A 16,616-nucleotide genomic window follows, 5' to 3' on the forward strand; every position below is an offset into this window, starting at 1 on the left:
CTCGCTGAGGCCGGCCGTGGCGGCTACGCTGGATCATTCATAGCAGGGAGGTTGCATGACATCTCTATCCCTACGCGCTGCCCTGGCAGCCCTGTTGACCCTCGCCGCAGCGGCAAACGTTGCGGCCAAGCCGCTGGTGGTGTGTACCGAGGCCAGCCCTGAGGGCTTCGACATCGTTCAGTACACCACCGCAGTGACTGCCGACGCTTCGGCCGAGACCGTGTTCAACCGCCTGGTCGATTTCAAACCCGGCACCACCGATATCCAGCCAGCGCTGGCCGAGCGTTGGGAGATCAGTGCCGATGCCCTGACCTACACCTTCCACTTGCGCCCAGGAGTCAAATTCCACAGCACCGATTACTTCACGCCGACGCGCGACTTCAACGCCGACGACGTGCTCTGGAGTTTTCGCCGTCAGCTCGATCCGAACCATCCCTGGCACAACAAGACCAGTGTCGGTTATCCGTACTTCGAGAGCATGGCGTTCAGCAAACTGATCAAGTCGGTCGAGAAGACCGATCAGCTCACCGTGGTCTTTACCCTCAATCGGCCGGAAGCGCCGTTCCTGCGTGACATGGCCATGGCCTTCACCTCGATCTACTCCGCCGAATATGGCGATCAGCTACTCAAGGCCGGCACCCCCAACCTGCTCAACAGCAAGCCGATCGGTACCGGTCCGTTCATCTTCCAGCGTTATCGCAAGGATGCTCAGGTGCGCTACAAGGCCAACCCGGAGTATTTCCGCGGCAAGCCGCCGGCTGACCCGCTGATATTCGTGATCGCCACCGACAACAACGTGCGGGTCCAGAAACTGCACGCCAATGAATGCCAGGTCGCGCTGCATCCCAAGCCTGACGATGTGCCTTTGATCAGGCAGGACAAACGCCTGAAGGTGGCTGAGCTGGAAGCGCTGGTCACCGGCTATATCGCCATGAATACCCAGCGCAAATACCTCAGCGATGTGCGCGTGCGCCGCGCGATCAACCTGGCCTTCGACCGCCAGGCGCATGTCGACCAGTTGTTCGGCAAAGGCAACGCGCTGATGGCGGTAAACCCTTATCCGCCAAGCATGTCCGGCTTCAATACCGACAACCACAACCCACCTCGTGATCTGGACAAGGCCCGCGCGTTGCTGGCAGAGGCCGGAGTGCCGCCCGGCACCGCGCTTACCCTGTTCACGCGCAACGGCGGCGGCCCGACCAACCCCAACCCGCGCTTGTCTGCCGAGATGCTCCAGGCAGACCTCGCTCAGATCGGCATCAAGCTTGAAATCCGCGTGATGGAGTGGGCCGAGATGCTGCGCCGGGCGAAAAACGGCGAGGCCGATCTGGTCTCTACAGGCTGGGGCAGCGACAACGGCGACCCGGACAACTTCCTTACTCCGCTGCTCAGCTGCGATGCGGCCAAAAGCGGCGAGAACTATGCACGCTGGTGCAACTCTGAGTTTCAGGCACTGATCAGTCAGGCGCGCACCGTGATCGACGAAGATCAACGGGCAAACCTCTATTTCAAGGCCTTGGCGGTGTACGATGGCGACCAACCCTGGATCAGCATGGCCCATCCGAAAGTGTTCACGGCCATGCGTGCGAATGTGGAGGGTTATCAGCTCAACCCTCTGACCAACAATAACTTCGCCACAACCCGGGTGGAGTAGCACGACAACAATGACCGCTGGCAGCCTGCACGGGAGCCGGCGGCGCAATCCGGACCAGCCGCCCCGATGGCGGGCTGGCCGGCTGATGAGGTACACCAAGCATGTTGAGTTTTATTGCCCGACGTCTGGGCCTGCTGATTCCGACGTTCTTCGGTATCACTCTGCTGACCTTTGCCCTGATTCGCCTGATCCCCGGCGACCCGGTCGAAGTGATGATGGGCGAACGCCGGGTCGACCCTGAAATGCACGCCCAAGCTATGGAGCGCCTGGGCCTGAACAAGCCGCTGCCGGTGCAGTACCTGGACTACATCGGCAAGCTCGCCCAGGGCGATCTGGGTGAATCGCTGCGTTCTCGCGAAAGCGTCTGGAGCGAGTTCACCACGCTGTTCCCGGCGACCCTCGAACTGGCCCTGGCGGCGCTGTTCTTCGCCGGCGTCGTCGGTTTGCTCGCCGGCGTGATCGCCGCCCTCAAGCGCGGTTCGCTGTTCGATCACGGTGTGATGGGGCTTTCTCTGGCCGGCTACTCGATGCCGATCTTCTGGTGGGGCCTGATCCTGATCATGTTCTTCTCGGTGAGCCTTGGCTGGACGCCGGTATCCGGGCGCATCGATCCCTTGCTGGATATTGAGCCGCGGACCGGCTTCATGCTCATCGATAGCCTGCTCAGTGACGAAGAAGGCGCGTTCAAGGATGCGCTCATGCACCTGATTCTGCCGGCCATCGTGCTTGGCACTATTCCACTGGCGGTAATCGCCCGCATGACCCGCTCGTCGATGCTCGAAGTGCTGCGCGAGGACTACATCCGCACTGCCCGCGCCAAGGGCCTGTCGCCAGCGCGGGTGGTGTTCGTGCATGGCCTGCGCAATGCGCTGATCCCGGTGCTGACGGTGTTCGGCCTGCAGGTCGGCGCGTTGCTGGCAGGCGCGGTCCTGACCGAAACCATCTTTTCCTGGCCGGGCATCGGCAAATGGCTGATCGAAGCCATCGGCGCCCGTGACTATCCCGTGGTCCAGAACGGCATCCTGCTGATCGCCTGCCTGGTCATTCTGGTCAATTTCGTCGTGGATATTCTCTACGGCCTGGCCAATCCACGTATCCGTCACCAGCGCTGAGGCCCCGTCATGAGCAGTAATACACGCAACACCGTGACCGCGCCCAGCCCGGTCGATCAAAGCCTGCTATACCCGTCACCGTACAAGGAATTCTGGCAAGCGTTCGCGCGCAACAAGGGCGCGGTCGCAGGCCTGGCATTCATGACCCTGGTGGTGTTCTGCGCGCTGTTCGCGCCATGGGTTGCACCGCACAGTCCGAGCGAGCAGTACCGCGACTTCCTGCTGACCCCGCCGGTGTGGCTCGAAGGCGGTACCTGGCAGTTCATCCTCGGCACCGACGAGCTTGGCCGTGACCTGCTGTCGCGGCTGATCCAGGGCGCGCGCCTGTCGCTGCTGATCGGCCTGTCGTCGGTGGTGATTTCGCTGATCCCGGGCGTGCTGTTCGGCCTTTTGGCCGGGTTCTTCCCGCGGATTCTCGGGCCGTCGATCATGCGCCTGATGGACGTGATGCTGGCCCTGCCTTCGCTGCTGCTGGCAGTGGCCATCGTCGCGATCCTCGGCCCTGGCCTGATCAATACCGTGATCGCCATCGCCATCGTTTCGCTGCCGGCCTACGTGCGCCTGACCCGCGCCGCGGTGATGGGCGAACTCAACCGCGACTACGTCACCGCTGCCCGCCTGGCCGGCGCCAGCCTGCCGCGGCTGATGTTCGTCACCGTGCTGCCGAACTGCATGGCGCCGCTGATCGTGCAGGCGACCTTGAGCTTTTCCTCAGCCATCCTCGATGCCGCAGCACTGGGCTTTCTTGGCCTGGGTGTGCAACCGCCAACGCCTGAGTGGGGCACCATGCTGGCCTCGGCCCGCGACTACATCGAACGCGCCTGGTGGGTGGTGAGCCTGCCCGGTTTGACCATATTGCTCAGTGTGCTGGCAATCAACCTGATGGGCGACGGACTGCGCGATGCGCTGGACCCGAAACTCAAGAACGCCGCCTGAGGACCACGCCATGTCACTATTGCAGATCAACAACCTCAATGTGCGCTTCGGCGATGCCTCGGCAGTGCCGGTGGTGGATGGCCTGGACCTGGCGGTCGATGCCGGCGAGATCGTCGCCATCGTCGGCGAGTCCGGCTCGGGCAAGTCGGTGACCATGATGGCCCTGATGGGCTTGATCGACGCCCCCGGCTGGATCACCGCAGACACCATGAGCTTCGCCGGCACCGACATGCTCAAGCTCAGTGGCCGCCAGCGGCGCAAGATCGTCGGCAAGGACATCGCGATGATCTTTCAGGACCCGATGACCGCGCTCAATCCCAGCTACACGGTCGGCTTCCAGATCGAAGAAGTACTGCGCCAGCACCTTGGACTGAAAGGCAAAGCGGCCCGGCAACGGGCCCTGGAGCTGCTCGAAAAAGTCGAGATTCCGGCTGCCGAAAGCCGCTTGCAGGCCTACCCTCACCAACTTTCCGGCGGCATGAGCCAACGTGTGGCGATTGCCATGGCCATCGCCGGTGAGCCCAAGCTGCTGATTGCCGACGAGCCGACCACGGCGCTGGATGTGACCATTCAGGCGCAGATCATGGAGCTGCTGGTCAACCTGCAACAGGAGCGCAACATGGCGCTGATCCTGATCACCCATGACCTCGCCGTGGTGGCCGAAACCGCCAAGCGGGTCTGCGTGATGTATGCCGGCCAGGCCGTTGAAGTTGGTCAGGTGCCTGAACTGTTCGACGTGCCCGCGCATCCCTACAGCGAAGCCTTGCTGGCGGCTATCCCCGAGCACAGCATCGGTGCCGAACGCCTGGCCACCCTGCCCGGCATCGTCCCCGGCCGCTATGACCGGCCGCAGGGCTGCCTGTTGTCGCCGCGCTGCCCGTATGTGCGCGACAACTGCCGCACGCAGCGACCAGCGCTCGAGCCCAAGAACCAGAGCCTGGCGCGCTGCTTCTATCCACTGAACCAGGAGGTGGCGTGATGACTGCCGTACTCAGCGCACGTGACCTTACCCGCCATTACCAGGTTTCTCGAGGCCTGTTCAAGGGCCACGCCCTGGTGCGGGCACTCAATGGCGTGTCGTTCGAGCTCGAAGCGGGCCAGACCCTCGCGGTGGTCGGCGAGTCGGGTTGCGGCAAGTCGACCCTGGCCCGCGCCCTGACCTTGATCGAAGAACCCACTGCCGGCTCGTTGCAGATCGCTGGCACCGAAGTCACTGGCGCCAGCAAGGAGCAGCGCAAGCAACTGCGCCGTGATGTGCAGATGGTGTTCCAGAGCCCGTATGCCTCGCTCAACCCGCGGCAGAAGATTGGTGACCAGTTGGCCGAGCCATTGTTGATCAACACCTCGCTGAGCAAGCAGGAGCGCCGCGAGAGGGTTCAGGCAATGATGCAGCAGGTGGGTTTGCGACCGGAGCATTATCAGCGTTATCCGCACATGTTCTCGGGTGGCCAGCGCCAGCGCATTGCCCTGGCCCGGGCGATGATGCTGCAGCCAAAGGTGCTGGTGGCGGATGAGCCGACATCGGCGCTGGATGTGTCAATCCAGGCCCAGGTGCTGAACCTGTTCATGGACCTGCAGAAGGAATTCAACACCGCTTACGTGTTCATCTCGCACAACCTGGCGGTGGTGCGGCATGTGGCTGATCAGGTGTTGGTGATGTATCTGGGCAGGCCTGCGGAGATGGGGCCGAAGGCGGATATCTATGACAAGCCGCTGCACCCTTATACCCAGGCGTTGTTGTCAGCGACGCCGGCGATTCATCCAGACCCGTTGAAGCCGAAGATTCGGATTGTGGGTGAGCTGCCCAATCCGTTGAATCCACCAGATGGCTGTGCCTTTCACAAGCGTTGCCCGTATGCCACGGAGCGTTGCAGCAAGGAGGTGCCGGCGTTCCGGCAGGTGGGGACGCGGCAGGTGGCGTGTCATTACGCGGAGCAGTTTCTTTAGATAGCTGGGGCTGCTTTGCAGCCCTTTCGCGACACAAGGCCGCTCCTACAGACACCGCGAGATAACGAAATACGCGGTCTGAGCTGTAGGAGCGGCCTTGTGTCGCGAAAGGGGCGCAAAGCGCCCCCCGGTTTTATCAGTGCATGAAGATCGCGATCAAAATGATCACAGGGATCGGTACCCCAATCATCCAAAGCAGAATCGAGCGCATGGTAGTTCTCCTGGTCAGTTAAGTTGATTAGCGAATCGGCGCGCTGTTGGTGTGAACGGTACGGCGACCGACATAAGCCGCGTCGTCGACGTCGATCCAGCGAGCCTGATCACGCTGACGGCCACCAAACAGGGCAGCAAGGCAGGCGAAGAACGCGCCGCAAAGCAGGCCGATGAAGGTCCACAGAGCGGTCCAGGCAGCGACCTTGGCGGCGGTATCAGCGGCTTCTTGAGCAGCTACCTTGGCTTTCTGTGCATCCTGCTGCACTTCGGTATAGATCTGGTCGACGCGAGCTTCGGCCTCGGCCTGAGTCAGGCGGGTACGCTGAGCAACCAATTGCGCCAGGTAGGTACGGTCATCAGCAGACAGAGCACCGTCGTTGGCTACGGCACGGGCAACGATGCGACCGGCAACTGCGGTAGCAGCGTCGTCTGTTACAGGCGCTGGGCCTTCGCTGCGGAACAGGTTGTCGATGTAATAACCCATTGGGTCAGCATCGGTCTTGCCAACTACTGCGGTCGCAGCGGTAGCCGCGCCGCCCACTGCAGCTGCACCGGCCTGCGCGCCAGCGCTGAGGACGTTGCCGAGCATGCTGACGATCAGTACTGCGGTTACCAGAGTCGCCACAGCCCAGGCCAGGAAGCCATGCGCGGTGTCGCGGAAGTACACTTCATCAGCATGCAGATTGGCCCACTTGACCCGCAGGCGACCGGCAATATAGCCACCGGCGCCCGAAGCAATAATCTGCGTCAGCAGCAGCCAGATAATGGTCGAGATACCCAACGCCTTGGCACTGGCGCCCTCATGGGCCCATGGCGAAGTTGCAGCGAAGCCCAGGCCCGCGCCCAGGATCATCAGGATCAATGAAAGGGCCGCAGCAGCAGCGGCACCGGCGAAGATCGCCGCCCAGGACACGCCCGAATGGTTCGAGGCATCGGCGGCAGTGGGTGATAGCTCGGCAGTGGTAATCATGTGGCAGCGCCTTTTGTAGTTAGCAACGGTTCCGTTTGCTTGCACTTGCACTAGTGCAGACACTGTGCCAATTGCGACAAAAAATGACATCTATATAAATCAACTACTTACAAAAAAACCTATAGGGAAGATCGTGCATAAAACCCGAATGGCCATATACCACTCAGGGTTTCTGCAATGGGGCCTCGGCAACGCGCACTTGCCCGGCGCTGAGCGGCCCGGCACCATCACCCCATGACATCGATTACCCTGCCCGACGGCCCCGCCCAGACGCCCGTTACAGCCGACACCGTGCTGCGCTATCACCTGTGCTGGAAACACCGCGACCTCGACGGGGTGATGGCCCTGTATCACCCCGACGTCGAGTACCACGACTTCTTCCAGAACCGTGTAATGGGCCATGCCGAGCTGCGCGAGTACGTACGCGCCTGCCTGCCCCGTGAAGCAGGCGAAGACATCATTCACAGTGACCGCATCAGGGTCGACGGCTGCACCGCTTTCATCCAGTACGAGGTCACGGTGCAGGGCGGCGATGGCCTGACTGCGTTTCACTCCAGTGAGGCGATCACCGTCAAGGACGGCTTGATCTGGCGGGTCAACGAATACGCCACACTGGTCCGTCAGGGCAGCAAGAGCATCAGCAACGGCGGCCTGCGCCCTGCCACCAGCCGGCTGGGCCTGTCACCGCGTCAGCTGAGCACCATGGCACAGGATCTTGAGCATTACTTTCAGCGCCAGCGGCCCTACCTGGACCCTGAGCTGGACCTGCAACAAGTGGCCAAGGACAGCGGCTACAGCCGCAATCAGATTTCCTACCTGCTTAATCAGGTGCTCGGCCAGAGCTTCTATCGCTACGTCAACCAGGCGCGTCTGCAGCACCTGCTGGCCGGGCTCGACGGCAGCAGCGGCGGTGCCACCATGGATGCGCTGGCGTTCGGCGCCGGTTTCAACTCGCTGTCGGCGTTCTACAAGGCGTTTCGCGAGCACACCGGGCTGTCGCCCAAGGCTTACGTAAAACAACTTTCGCTGCGTGCACGCACGTAAGACAGCCGCCGCCAGCACAACCTAGGATCAGCCACAGACCTTACCGATGTGGAGCTGCACCTGATGCAACCCTGGCGCACGATCAGCCTTTGGATGGACCAGCTCGACGAGCCCCTCGACGCCCGCCCGGCCCTGGCCAAGGACCTCGATGTCGACGTGTGCATCATCGGCGCCGGCTACACCGGCCTGTGGACCGCTTATTACCTGAAACAGCAGGCGCCGCAGTTGAGCATTGCCATTGTCGAAGCCAACATCGCCGGCTTCGGTGCCTCCGGGCGCAACGGCGGCTGGCTGATGGGCAACCTGCTGGGCGAAGACCGCCTGCTCGCTACCCTGTCGCCGCAGCTGCGCCGCGCCAGTATCGACCTGCTGCATGGCATCCCTGACGAAGTGCACAACGTGCTGCAGCATGAAGGCATCGACTGCGACTACCGCAAAGGTGGCGTACTGTACTGCGCAGCGCGGTATCCGGAGCAGGAGCGCAGCCTGCGTGCCCACCTCGACGAGCTCTACCGCCAGGGCATGAACGAAGACGACTACCGCTGGCTGCGTCCTGAACAACTGGATGCACAGCTGCGCGTTAGCAGCCCTTACGGGGCGATCTTCAGCCCGCACACCGCCACCATCCAGCCGGCCAAACTGGTGCGCGGCCTGGCCCGAGCGGTCGAGCGCATGGGCGTGACCATTTACGAGAACAGCCCTGCGCTTGATCTGCAGCCTGGCATGGTGCGCACGCCCCATGCCAACGTCCGCGCCCATTGGCTGGTGCCGGCCGTGGAGGGTTACGCAGCCAGCCTGCCGCCGCTAGGCAAGCACCAATTGCCGGTGCAGAGCCTGCTGGTCGCCACCGAGCCGTTGCCGGAGTCAACCTGGGAGCAGATCGGCCTGAACCAGGGGCAGGCCTTCAGCGAGAACAGCCGCCAGGTCACCTACGGCCAGCGCACCGCCGACAACCGCCTGGTGTTCGGTGCGCGTGGTGGCTATCGCTTTGGCGGCCGCCTGCGCGAAGACTTCAACCTCAAGGACCACGAGATCGAGCTGCGCCGCTATCTGTTTGGCGAGCTGTTCCCGCAGCTGAAAAACGCCCGTATTACCCATTCCTGGGGCGGCAACCTGGGCATGGCCAGGCGCTTCCGCCCGCACATGCTGTGTGATCGTCAGCGCGGCATCGCCCTCGCCGGCGGCTACGGCGGCGAAGGTGTAGGCGCGACCAACCTGGGCGGGCGCACCCTGGCGGCGCTGATTCTTGGCCAGCACAACCAGCTGACCGCACAGCCCTGGGTACACGACAACTGCCCGCTGACGAGCCTGGCGAGCTGGCCGCCCGAGCCCTGCCGCTGGCTGGGCTATAACGCGATCATCCGCAGCTTCGTCCATGAAGACCGCACCCTTGCCAACCCTGCCAGCGCCCCCTGGCGCCGGCGCCTGGCCAGCGGCGTGGCCGACTTCATGGAAGGCTTCATGCACTGACTTGCCCTTTTCTCAACACAGGATTCACTGGTCATGAACATCACCCAGTTCAAACACACCGACAGCGCCGTACTCGAGGAATCCAACCCGGTCGCCGTGCCGCTCGGGGAGCCAGTCGCCGTGACGTCGGTGACCAGCGTCGAACGCAGCGATGGGGTCGAAACCGGTATCTGGGAGTGCACCCCAGGGCGCTGGCGCCGGCAGATCGTGCAGCAGGAGTTCTGCCATTTCATCAAGGGCCGCTGCACCTTCACCCCTGATGGAGGCGAACCGCTACTCATAGAAGCCGGAGACGCACTGATGCTACCGGCCAACAGCACCGGGATCTGGGACATCGAAGAAACCGTGCGCAAGAGCTATGTATTGATTTTCTGATCGCTGATCGCCTCTGCCGTCCTTCGATAACAACACACAAAGCAAGGTACCCCGGACATGCGCACGCTTCTAATCGCTCCCCTGATGCTCGCCGCTTGTGTCAGCAACGCCGCCGAGTCGGTAAAGATCTACAACTGGTCGAGCTACATCGCCCCCGATACCCTGAAGAACTTCCAGCAGGCCAGCGGCATCGTGCCGACCTATGACGTGTTCGACAGCAACGAGACCCTCGACGGCAAGCTGATGACCGGCAACTCCGGCTATGACGTGGTGTTCCCGTCGAACCACTTCATGGCCCGGCAGATCCAGGGCAAGGCCCTGAAGAAGCTCGACAAGAGCCAACTGCCCAACTGGCAGAACCTCAATCCGGTGCTGCTCAAGGCGCTGGAGGTCAATGATCCGGGCAACCAGTATGGCTTCCCCTACCTGTGGGGCAGCACCGGCATCGGCTACAACATCGACAAGGTCAAGGCGGTGCTCGGCGACAACGCGCCGGTCGATTCCTGGGACCTGATCTTCAAGCCCGAGTACATGAGCAAGCTCAAGAGCTGCGGTGTGGCGGTGCTCGACAACGGCCCCGAGCTATTGCCGATTGCCCTGCACTACCTCGGCCTGCCGCACCACAGCCAGGATCCGAAGGACTACGAGAAAGCCAAAGAACTGCTGATGAAGGTGCGCCCGTACATCAGCTACTTCCACTCATCCAAGTACACCGGCGACCTGGCCAATGGCGACGTGTGCGTGGTGGTTGGCTTCTCCGGCGATGTGCTGCAGGCGAAGAACCGCGCCGAAGAGGCCAAGAACGGCGTCAAGGTTGGCTATTCGATCCCCAAGGAAGGTGCACCGATGTGGTTCGACATGGTCGCCATGCCAGCCGATGCGCCCGACGAGAAGCAGGCCTACGCCTACATGAACTACCTGTTGCAGCCTGAGGTGATGGCCAACATCAGCAACCATGTGCAGTACGCCAACGGCAACCTCAAGGCCGACACGCTGGTCGACCCTGCACTTAAAAGCAACACGATGATCTACCCGAGTGACGATGTGATGGGCAAGCTATACGCACTGGAGGCGATGCCCGCCAAGATCGACCGCATTCGCACTCGCCTGTGGACCAGTATCAAAGCCGGTAACTGAACAGCATTGGGGCCGCAGATGCGGCCCCAATAATCAGATCAGTGATGTTCCCGCGTGGCGCGGAATTTCACGTCCGGCCAGCGCTCTTCCATCAGCGCCAGGTTGACCCGGGTCGGGGCGAGGTAGGTCAGGTGACCGCCGCCATCGACGGCGAGGTTTTCCACGGCCTTGGTCTCGAATTCCTCGAACTTCTTCTTGTCGTCGCAGCTGATCCAGCGCGCCGACCAGACCGTGATTGGCTCGTAGCCGCACTCGACCTTGTACTCTTCCTTCAAGCGGCTGGCGACCACGTCGAACTGCAGCACACCGACCGCACCGAGGATGATGTCGTTGCTGCGCAGCGGGAAGAACACCTGGGTCGCGCCTTCTTCGGCGAGCTGCTGCAGGCCCTGGCGCAGCTGCTTGGATTTGAGCGGGTCTTTCAGCCGCACGCGGCGGAACAATTCCGGCGCGAAGTGCGGGATGCCGGTGAAGCCTAGGCTTTCGCCTTCGCTGAAGGTGTCGCCGATCTGGATGGTGCCGTGGTTGTGCAGGCCGATGATGTCGCCGGCAAAGGCTTCTTCCAGTTGCTCACGCTCGGAGGAGAAGAAGGTCAGGGCGTCGCCGATGCGTACGTCCTTGCCGGTGCGCACGTGGCGCATCTTCATGCCCTTTTCGTACTTGCCCGAACAGATGCGCATGAAGGCGATGCGGTCGCGGTGTTTCGGGTCCATGTTCGCCTGGATCTTGAACACGAAGCCGGTGAATTTCTCTTCGACCGGCTCGACGGTCCGCTCGTTGGCTACGCGCGCCAGCGGGCGTGGCGCCCAGTCGACCACAGCGTCGAGCACATGGTCGACACCGAAGTTGCCCAGCGCGGTACCAAAGAACACCGGAGTCAGTTGGCCGTTGAGGAACTCTTCCTGGTTGAACTCGTGGCAGGCGCCTTGTACCAGCTCCAGTTGCTCAAGGAAGCGATCGTACTCGTCACCCAGGTGCGCGCGGGCTTCATCGGAGTCGAGTTTCTCGATGATCTTGACCTCGGTGCGCTCGTGACCATGGCCTGGGGTGTAGACGATGATGTAGTCGCCGGCCAGGTGGTAAACGCCCTTGAAGTCGCGGTAGCAACCGATCGGCCAGGTGATTGGCGCGGCCTTGATCTTGAGTACCGCTTCGATCTCGTCGAGCAGCTCGATCGGGTCGCGGATGTCGCGGTCGAGTTTGTTGATGAAGCTGACGATCGGCGTGTCACGCAGGCGGCAGACGTCCATCAGGGCGATGGTGCGTGGCTCGACGCCTTTACCACCGTCGAGCACCATCAGGGCCGAGTCGACCGCGGTCAGGGTGCGGTAGGTGTCTTCCGAGAAGTCTTCGTGGCCCGGGGTGTCGAGCAGGTTGATCATGTGTTCGCGGTAAGGGAACTGCATGACCGAGGTGGTGATGGAGATACCGCGTTGCTTCTCCATTTCCATCCAGTCGGAGGTGGCGTGGCGGTCGGACTTGCGCGACTTCACGGTACCGGCGACGGCAATGGCCTTGCCCATCAGCAAGAGTTTCTCGGTGATGGTGGTCTTACCGGCGTCGGGGTGGGAAATGATTGCGAAAGTGCGGCGCTTCGCGACTTCGGCGGCCTGGTTGGTCATGGGAAATCGCCTGAATGGGGATCGAAAAAAGGGCGCAGATTATACCCGAAACCGCCCATAGACCCAAACACAGCCGCAGCGCCCTGCCCAGCGGCGTAAGCCATCAGCCAATGCCTGACCAGCCAAGTTTTTTTCAGCCACCCAGGCAAATGTCCACGAAGCGGCCCAGTGTAGGTATTTCAACGCCTGCAGAGGATAAATCCGCTGTTTTGTCGCGCCATAAATTGGCCTTGCCAGTGATTAACACTGGCCAACTGCCGCCGTAGATGGGAACCTTTGCGTCCCCGGAGACGTCCACCCCCTGCTGACCATTGCAGTTTGGGGCTGGTAATACCTGCATTTTCGAGCCCGACGGGGCTTGGCTCATGGCATGTCCGCGCAGCTTTGCTGAGCGCCACGCTGCTACTCGCGATCACTCTGCCCGCCGCCTGCACTGGCCGCGCTGCGCAGCACTGTTCGCCGACGACAAGAAAAGGAGTCCACCTGTGGCTAGACGCTACGGAAAAGGGCTGATGGGATGGGCCACCGCGCTTGTCATCCTGGCCCTGCTGATCCACTGGATCGGCCTTGATACGATCGCGCGTTATCGCGACGATCTGTGGTTTTACCTGCAAGCGCACCTTGTGCTGGTGCTGGCTTCGATGGCGGCGGCGTTGGCCGTGGGCATCCCCGCCGGGATTGCCTTGAGTCGACCGCACCGGGTCGACAAAGCCGAGCGCTTCATGCAGTTCTTCAACGTAGGCAACACCATCCCTCCCCTGGCCGTACTGGCCATCGCCCTGAGTTTTCTGGGCATCGGCGCAGGCCCGGCGATCTTCGCGCTGTTTCTCGCCTCCCTGCTGCCGATCGTGCGCAACACCTACGAAGGCCTGAAAAACGTCCCCGCCTCACTCAAGGAAGCCGCTACCGGCATCGGCATGACTCCGCGCCAGCAACTCTGGCAAGTCGAACTGCCCAACGCCGTGCCGATCATTGTCGGCGGCGTGCGGGTTGCTCTGGCGCTGAATGTCGGCACCGCGCCGCTGGCGTTTCTGATCGGCGCCAACAGCCTTGGCAGCCTGATCTTCCCTGCCATTGCCTTGAACAATCAGCCACAGCTACTGCTCGGCGCGGCCTGCACGGCGGCGTTGGCGTTGTTGCTGGATGTGCTGGTGAGTTTCTCCAGCAAACGCTGGCTGGAACGCGGTCTGGCTCAATAAGTAGAGGGAACCCATGAGAAAAACCATCGCCTTGTTGCTTGGCGCGGGCCTGCTGTTGGCAGGATTTGCCCAAGCGGCGGAAAAACCGCTGATTCGCATCGGTGCCCGGGTGTTCACCGAACAGACGGTACTCGCCGAAATCACCGCGCAATACCTGCGCGCCAATGGCTTTGCCGTGCGCGTGACCGGCGGCCTGGGCAGCAGCCTGGCGCGCCAGGCGCAAGAGACCGGCCAGCTCGATTTGATGTGGGAATACACCGGTGTGTCGCTGGTCTCGTACAACCATATCGACGAGCGCATGCCCAGTGCCGAAGCGACCTACGCCAAGGTCAAACAGCTAGACGCGAAAAAGGACCTGATCTGGCTGACCCCGTCGCGGTTCAGCAATACCTACGCCCTGGCCCTGCCCAGCAAGGTCGCCGAAAAGTATCCGCAGGTGCGCAACATCAGCCAGCTCAATCAGGTGCTGCGTGACGAGCACAAGCGCAAGCATCTGGTCGCGCTGGACACCGAGTTCGCCAATCGCCCGGATGGCCTGGTGGGCCTGAAAGAGCTGTACGACCTGCAGGTCGGCCGCGCCAACATCCGCCAGATGGACGCCGGCCTGGTCTATACCGCGCTGCGCAACGATCAGGTGTTTGCCGGCCTGGTGTACACCACAGATGGTCGCCTCAACGCGTTCAATCTGACCTTGCTGGAAGACGACAAGCACTATTTCCCCGACTACACCGCTGCGCCGGTGGTACGTAAAGCGGTACTCGACGCCAACCCGCAACTGGCCACCCTGCTCAAGCCGCTGGCCGAGCAACTGGACGACGAGACCATGCGCCAGCTCAATGCCAAGGTCGACGTCGAACACCAGAGCCCGTCGGTGGTTGCCGCTGCATTCCTGCGTGAGCACCCGCTGCCCGGCACTGCCGACAAAGAGGTACAGCCATGAGCCTGTTCGATACCTTTGCCCACCTCGACTGGGCGCTGGTGCTGCAGCTGACCTGGCAGCACATCACCCTGGTCGGCATCGCGGTCAGCCTGGCGATTGTCTTCGGCGTGCCGCTGGGCATTCTGATGACACGCTTCCCGGTCCTGGCCGGCCCACTGCAGGCCAGCGCCACGGTGCTGCTGACCATTCCCTCGATTGCCTTGTTCGGCCTGCTGCTGCCGTTCTACTCCAAGTTCGGCCAGGGCCTGGGCCCATTGCCGGCGATCACGGCGGTGTTCCTTTATTCACTGCTGCCGATCCTGCGCAACACCTACCTGGCCCTGACCAACGTCGAACCGGGCATCCGTGAAGCCGCCCGCGGTATCGGCATGACCTTCGGCCAGCGCCTGCGCATGGTCGAGCTGCCGATCGCCGTGCCGGTGATCCTCGCCGGGGTGCGCACCGCCGTGGTGATGAACATCGGCGTAATGACCATCGCCGCGACCATCGGCGCCGGTGGCCTGGGTGTGCTTATTCTGACTTCCATCAGCCGCAGCGACATGTCGATGCTGCTGGTCGGCGCGGTGCTGGTGAGCCTGCTGGCGATTGTCGCCGACCTGCTCCTGCAAGCCCTGCAACGTGCCCTGACTCCACGAGGACTGCGCTCATGATCGAATTGAAGAACCTCAGCAAGACCTTCCATGCCAACGGCAAGGACGTCAAAGCCGTCGACTCGGTCAACCTGACCGTCAACGAAGGCGAAATCTGCGTGTTCCTCGGCCCGTCGGGCTGCGGCAAGAGCACCACCTTGAAGATGATCAACCGCCTGATCACACCGACCTCAGGCCAGGTGTTCATCAACGGTGAGGACACCACCGGGCTGGACGAAGTCAGCCTGCGCCGCAGTATCGGCTATGTGATCCAGCAGATCGGACTGTTCCCCAACATGACCATCGAAGAGAACATCACCGTAGTGCCGCGCCTGCTCGGCTGGGACAAGCAGCGCTGCCACGACCGCGCGCGCGAACTGATGAGCATGATCAAGCTTGAACCCAAGCAGTACTTGCAGCGTTACCCGCGCGAGTTGTCCGGTGGCCAGCAACAGCGCATCGGCGTGATCCGCGCACTGGCCGCCGATGCGCCGGTACTGCTGATGGATGAACCGTTCGGCGCGGTCGACCCGATCAACCGCGAGATGATCCAGAACGAGTTCTTCGAGATGCAGCGGGCGCTGAACAAGACCGTGATCATGGTAAGCCACGACATCGACGAAGCGATCAAGCTGGGTGACAAGATCGCTATCTTCCGCGCGGGCAAGCTGCTCCAGCTGGATCATCCGGATACCCTGCTGGCGCACCCGGTGGACGACTTTGTCAGCAACTTCGTCGGCCAGGACAGCACCCTCAAGCGGCTGCTGCTGGTGCGCGCCGAGGACGCCGCCGACAACGCGCCGTCGGTCAGCCCGGAAACACCAGTGGCCGATGCGCTGGAGCTGCTCGACGAGCACGACCGCCGCTATGTGGTGGTGACCGACGCGGCGAACAAGGCGCTGGGCTATGTGCGCCGCCGCGACATGCACCGGCAACAGGGCACTTGTGCTGACTTCCTGCGGCAGTTCAACGCCACCGCTTCGCACGATGAGCACCTGCGCATCCTGTTGTCGCGCATGTACGAGTTCAACCGGGCGTGGTTGCCGGTGCTGGACGCCGAGCAGGTGTTCCTTGGCGAGGTGACCCAGGAGTCGATTGCGGCCTACTTGAGTTCGGGGCGCTCTCGCGGCGCCAAGACCAGCATCGTCTCCCCGGCCGAGACGGTGGCTTCCTGAATCAACGGGGGCGTCTGTGATCGGGCGCCCCCGCTGTAGTAACAAAAAATTTATGCTTTTTTTGGCCACTCGCAGGCACTGACTGTGTGGCCATAAATGTGAACACTCCCTGCCTCGACGTGTGATCCAGCGAACCACTGACCAACGGTCTCCAGAGCTTACTTGCGGGTTCTTGCAGTGAAATATCACCGAC

The 16,616-nt window shown here is 62.2% G+C and carries 15 protein-coding genes; 13 read left to right on the plus strand and 2 right to left on the minus strand.

Going from position 1 to position 16,616, the window contains the following annotated elements:
* Nucleotides 1–55: 55 nt before the first annotated feature.
* The 5 genes from M2396_RS15145 to M2396_RS15165 all read left to right on the plus strand — a co-directional run bounded on the left by M2396_RS15145 (nucleotide 56) and on the right by M2396_RS15165 (nucleotide 5,649).
* The gene (locus tag M2396_RS15145) at nucleotides 56–1,654 is read left to right on the plus strand and encodes an ABC transporter substrate-binding protein (RefSeq protein WP_150570800.1); all 1,599 of its coding nucleotides are present in this window, start codon (nucleotides 56–58) and stop codon (nucleotides 1,652–1,654) included.
* A gap of 101 nt (nucleotides 1,655–1,755) precedes the next feature.
* Nucleotides 1,756–2,766, plus strand: coding sequence for an ABC transporter permease subunit (locus M2396_RS15150; RefSeq protein ID WP_101316749.1), 1,011 nt, complete (start codon nucleotides 1,756–1,758; stop codon nucleotides 2,764–2,766).
* A 9-nt stretch (nucleotides 2,767–2,775) separates the two neighbouring features.
* Entirely contained in the window at nucleotides 2,776–3,702 is a 927-nt protein-coding gene (locus M2396_RS15155; RefSeq protein ID WP_181108495.1) for an ABC transporter permease subunit, read from the plus strand.
* Between the two features lie 10 nt (nucleotides 3,703–3,712).
* The gene (locus M2396_RS15160; RefSeq protein WP_150570799.1) at nucleotides 3,713–4,681 is read left to right on the plus strand and encodes an ABC transporter ATP-binding protein; all 969 of its coding nucleotides are present in this window, start codon (nucleotides 3,713–3,715) and stop codon (nucleotides 4,679–4,681) included.
* Nucleotides 4,681–5,649: a peptide ABC transporter ATP-binding protein gene (locus tag M2396_RS15165; RefSeq protein WP_101316745.1), complete on the plus strand. Its 969-nt coding sequence runs from the start codon at nucleotides 4,681–4,683 to the stop codon at nucleotides 5,647–5,649. Before M2396_RS15160 ends, M2396_RS15165 begins: the two co-directional genes overlap by 1 nt.
* Before the next feature lie 238 nt (nucleotides 5,650–5,887).
* On the opposite strand, the gene M2396_RS15170 is transcribed toward M2396_RS15165, so the two are convergent.
* Nucleotides 5,888–6,832, minus strand: coding sequence for a hypothetical protein (locus M2396_RS15170; protein WP_150570798.1), 945 nt, complete (start codon nucleotides 6,830–6,832; stop codon nucleotides 5,888–5,890).
* Nucleotides 6,833–7,066: 234 nt separating this feature from the next.
* On the opposite strand from M2396_RS15170, the gene M2396_RS15175 reads away from it, so the two are divergent.
* The 4 genes from M2396_RS15175 (at nucleotide 7,067) to M2396_RS15190 (ending at nucleotide 10,858) form a co-directional block, all read left to right on the plus strand.
* Entirely contained in the window at nucleotides 7,067–7,876 is an 810-nt protein-coding gene (locus M2396_RS15175; RefSeq protein ID WP_150570797.1) for a nuclear transport factor 2 family protein, read from the plus strand.
* A 63-nt stretch (nucleotides 7,877–7,939) separates the two neighbouring features.
* Entirely contained in the window at nucleotides 7,940–9,346 is a 1,407-nt protein-coding gene (locus M2396_RS15180; protein WP_101322950.1) for an FAD-binding oxidoreductase, read from the plus strand.
* Between the two features lie 33 nt (nucleotides 9,347–9,379).
* Nucleotides 9,380–9,721, plus strand: coding sequence for a cupin domain-containing protein (locus M2396_RS15185; protein ID WP_101316739.1), 342 nt, complete (start codon nucleotides 9,380–9,382; stop codon nucleotides 9,719–9,721).
* A gap of 57 nt (nucleotides 9,722–9,778) precedes the next feature.
* On the plus strand, nucleotides 9,779–10,858 hold the full coding sequence (locus M2396_RS15190; RefSeq protein ID WP_101316737.1) for a polyamine ABC transporter substrate-binding protein: 1,080 nt from the start codon (nucleotides 9,779–9,781) through the stop codon (nucleotides 10,856–10,858).
* A gap of 38 nt (nucleotides 10,859–10,896) precedes the next feature.
* Here the strand turns inward: M2396_RS15190 and M2396_RS15195 are convergent, their stop codons facing one another.
* Nucleotides 10,897–12,480 carry a peptide chain release factor 3 gene (locus tag M2396_RS15195; protein WP_101316735.1) on the minus strand — a complete coding sequence of 528 codons (1,584 nt, stop codon included), beginning with the start codon at nucleotides 12,478–12,480 and terminating at the stop codon, nucleotides 10,897–10,899.
* A gap of 512 nt (nucleotides 12,481–12,992) precedes the next feature.
* On the opposite strand from M2396_RS15195, the gene M2396_RS15200 reads away from it, so the two are divergent.
* From M2396_RS15200 to M2396_RS15215, 4 genes are read left to right on the plus strand one after another with little or no spacing between them, the layout of a single operon-like run.
* Nucleotides 12,993–13,679 (plus strand): ABC transporter permease, encoded by a 687-nt coding sequence (locus M2396_RS15200; protein ID WP_219860630.1) that lies wholly within the window; start codon nucleotides 12,993–12,995, stop codon nucleotides 13,677–13,679.
* Between the two features lie 13 nt (nucleotides 13,680–13,692).
* A complete protein-coding gene (locus M2396_RS15205) occupies nucleotides 13,693–14,619 on the plus strand; it encodes a glycine betaine ABC transporter substrate-binding protein (RefSeq protein ID WP_101316731.1) in 927 nt (308 codons plus the stop codon).
* Nucleotides 14,616–15,269, plus strand: coding sequence for an ABC transporter permease (locus tag M2396_RS15210; RefSeq protein WP_101316729.1), 654 nt, complete (start codon nucleotides 14,616–14,618; stop codon nucleotides 15,267–15,269). Before M2396_RS15205 ends, M2396_RS15210 begins: the two co-directional genes overlap by 4 nt.
* Nucleotides 15,266–16,423 carry a betaine/proline/choline family ABC transporter ATP-binding protein gene (locus M2396_RS15215; RefSeq protein WP_101316727.1) on the plus strand — a complete coding sequence of 386 codons (1,158 nt, stop codon included), beginning with the start codon at nucleotides 15,266–15,268 and terminating at the stop codon, nucleotides 16,421–16,423. Before M2396_RS15210 ends, M2396_RS15215 begins: the two co-directional genes overlap by 4 nt.
* Nucleotides 16,424–16,616: the final 193 nt, after the last annotated feature.

It is taken from the genome of Pseudomonas sp. BIGb0278 (assembly GCF_024809895.1).
GTDB classification, from domain to species: domain Bacteria; phylum Pseudomonadota; class Gammaproteobacteria; order Pseudomonadales; family Pseudomonadaceae; genus Aquipseudomonas; species Aquipseudomonas shirazensis.

Bases quoted from the DNA above. Each gene is read 5' to 3' on its own strand.
- M2396_RS15195 (WP_101316735.1), bottom strand. From the start codon at position 12,480: ATGACCAACCAGGCCGCCGAAGTCGCGAAGCGCCGCACTTTCGCAATC.
- M2396_RS15155 (WP_181108495.1), top strand. From the start codon at position 2,776: ATGAGCAGTAATACACGCAACACCGTGACCGCGCCCAGCCCGGTCGAT.
- M2396_RS15210 (WP_101316729.1), top strand. From the start codon at position 14,616: ATGAGCCTGTTCGATACCTTTGCCCACCTCGACTGGGCGCTGGTGCTG.
- M2396_RS15150 (WP_101316749.1), top strand. From the start codon at position 1,756: ATGTTGAGTTTTATTGCCCGACGTCTGGGCCTGCTGATTCCGACGTTC.
- M2396_RS15205 (WP_101316731.1), top strand. From the start codon at position 13,693: ATGAGAAAAACCATCGCCTTGTTGCTTGGCGCGGGCCTGCTGTTGGCA.
- M2396_RS15145 (WP_150570800.1), top strand. From the start codon at position 56: ATGACATCTCTATCCCTACGCGCTGCCCTGGCAGCCCTGTTGACCCTC.
- M2396_RS15180 (WP_101322950.1), top strand. From the start codon at position 7,940: ATGCAACCCTGGCGCACGATCAGCCTTTGGATGGACCAGCTCGACGAG.
- M2396_RS15170 (WP_150570798.1), bottom strand. From the start codon at position 6,832: ATGATTACCACTGCCGAGCTATCACCCACTGCCGCCGATGCCTCGAAC.
- M2396_RS15185 (WP_101316739.1), top strand. From the start codon at position 9,380: ATGAACATCACCCAGTTCAAACACACCGACAGCGCCGTACTCGAGGAA.
- M2396_RS15215 (WP_101316727.1), top strand. From the start codon at position 15,266: ATGATCGAATTGAAGAACCTCAGCAAGACCTTCCATGCCAACGGCAAG.
- M2396_RS15200 (WP_219860630.1), top strand. From the start codon at position 12,993: ATGGGATGGGCCACCGCGCTTGTCATCCTGGCCCTGCTGATCCACTGG.
- M2396_RS15165 (WP_101316745.1), top strand. From the start codon at position 4,681: ATGACTGCCGTACTCAGCGCACGTGACCTTACCCGCCATTACCAGGTT.
- M2396_RS15160 (WP_150570799.1), top strand. From the start codon at position 3,713: ATGTCACTATTGCAGATCAACAACCTCAATGTGCGCTTCGGCGATGCC.
- M2396_RS15175 (WP_150570797.1), top strand. From the start codon at position 7,067: ATGACATCGATTACCCTGCCCGACGGCCCCGCCCAGACGCCCGTTACA.
- M2396_RS15190 (WP_101316737.1), top strand. From the start codon at position 9,779: ATGCGCACGCTTCTAATCGCTCCCCTGATGCTCGCCGCTTGTGTCAGC.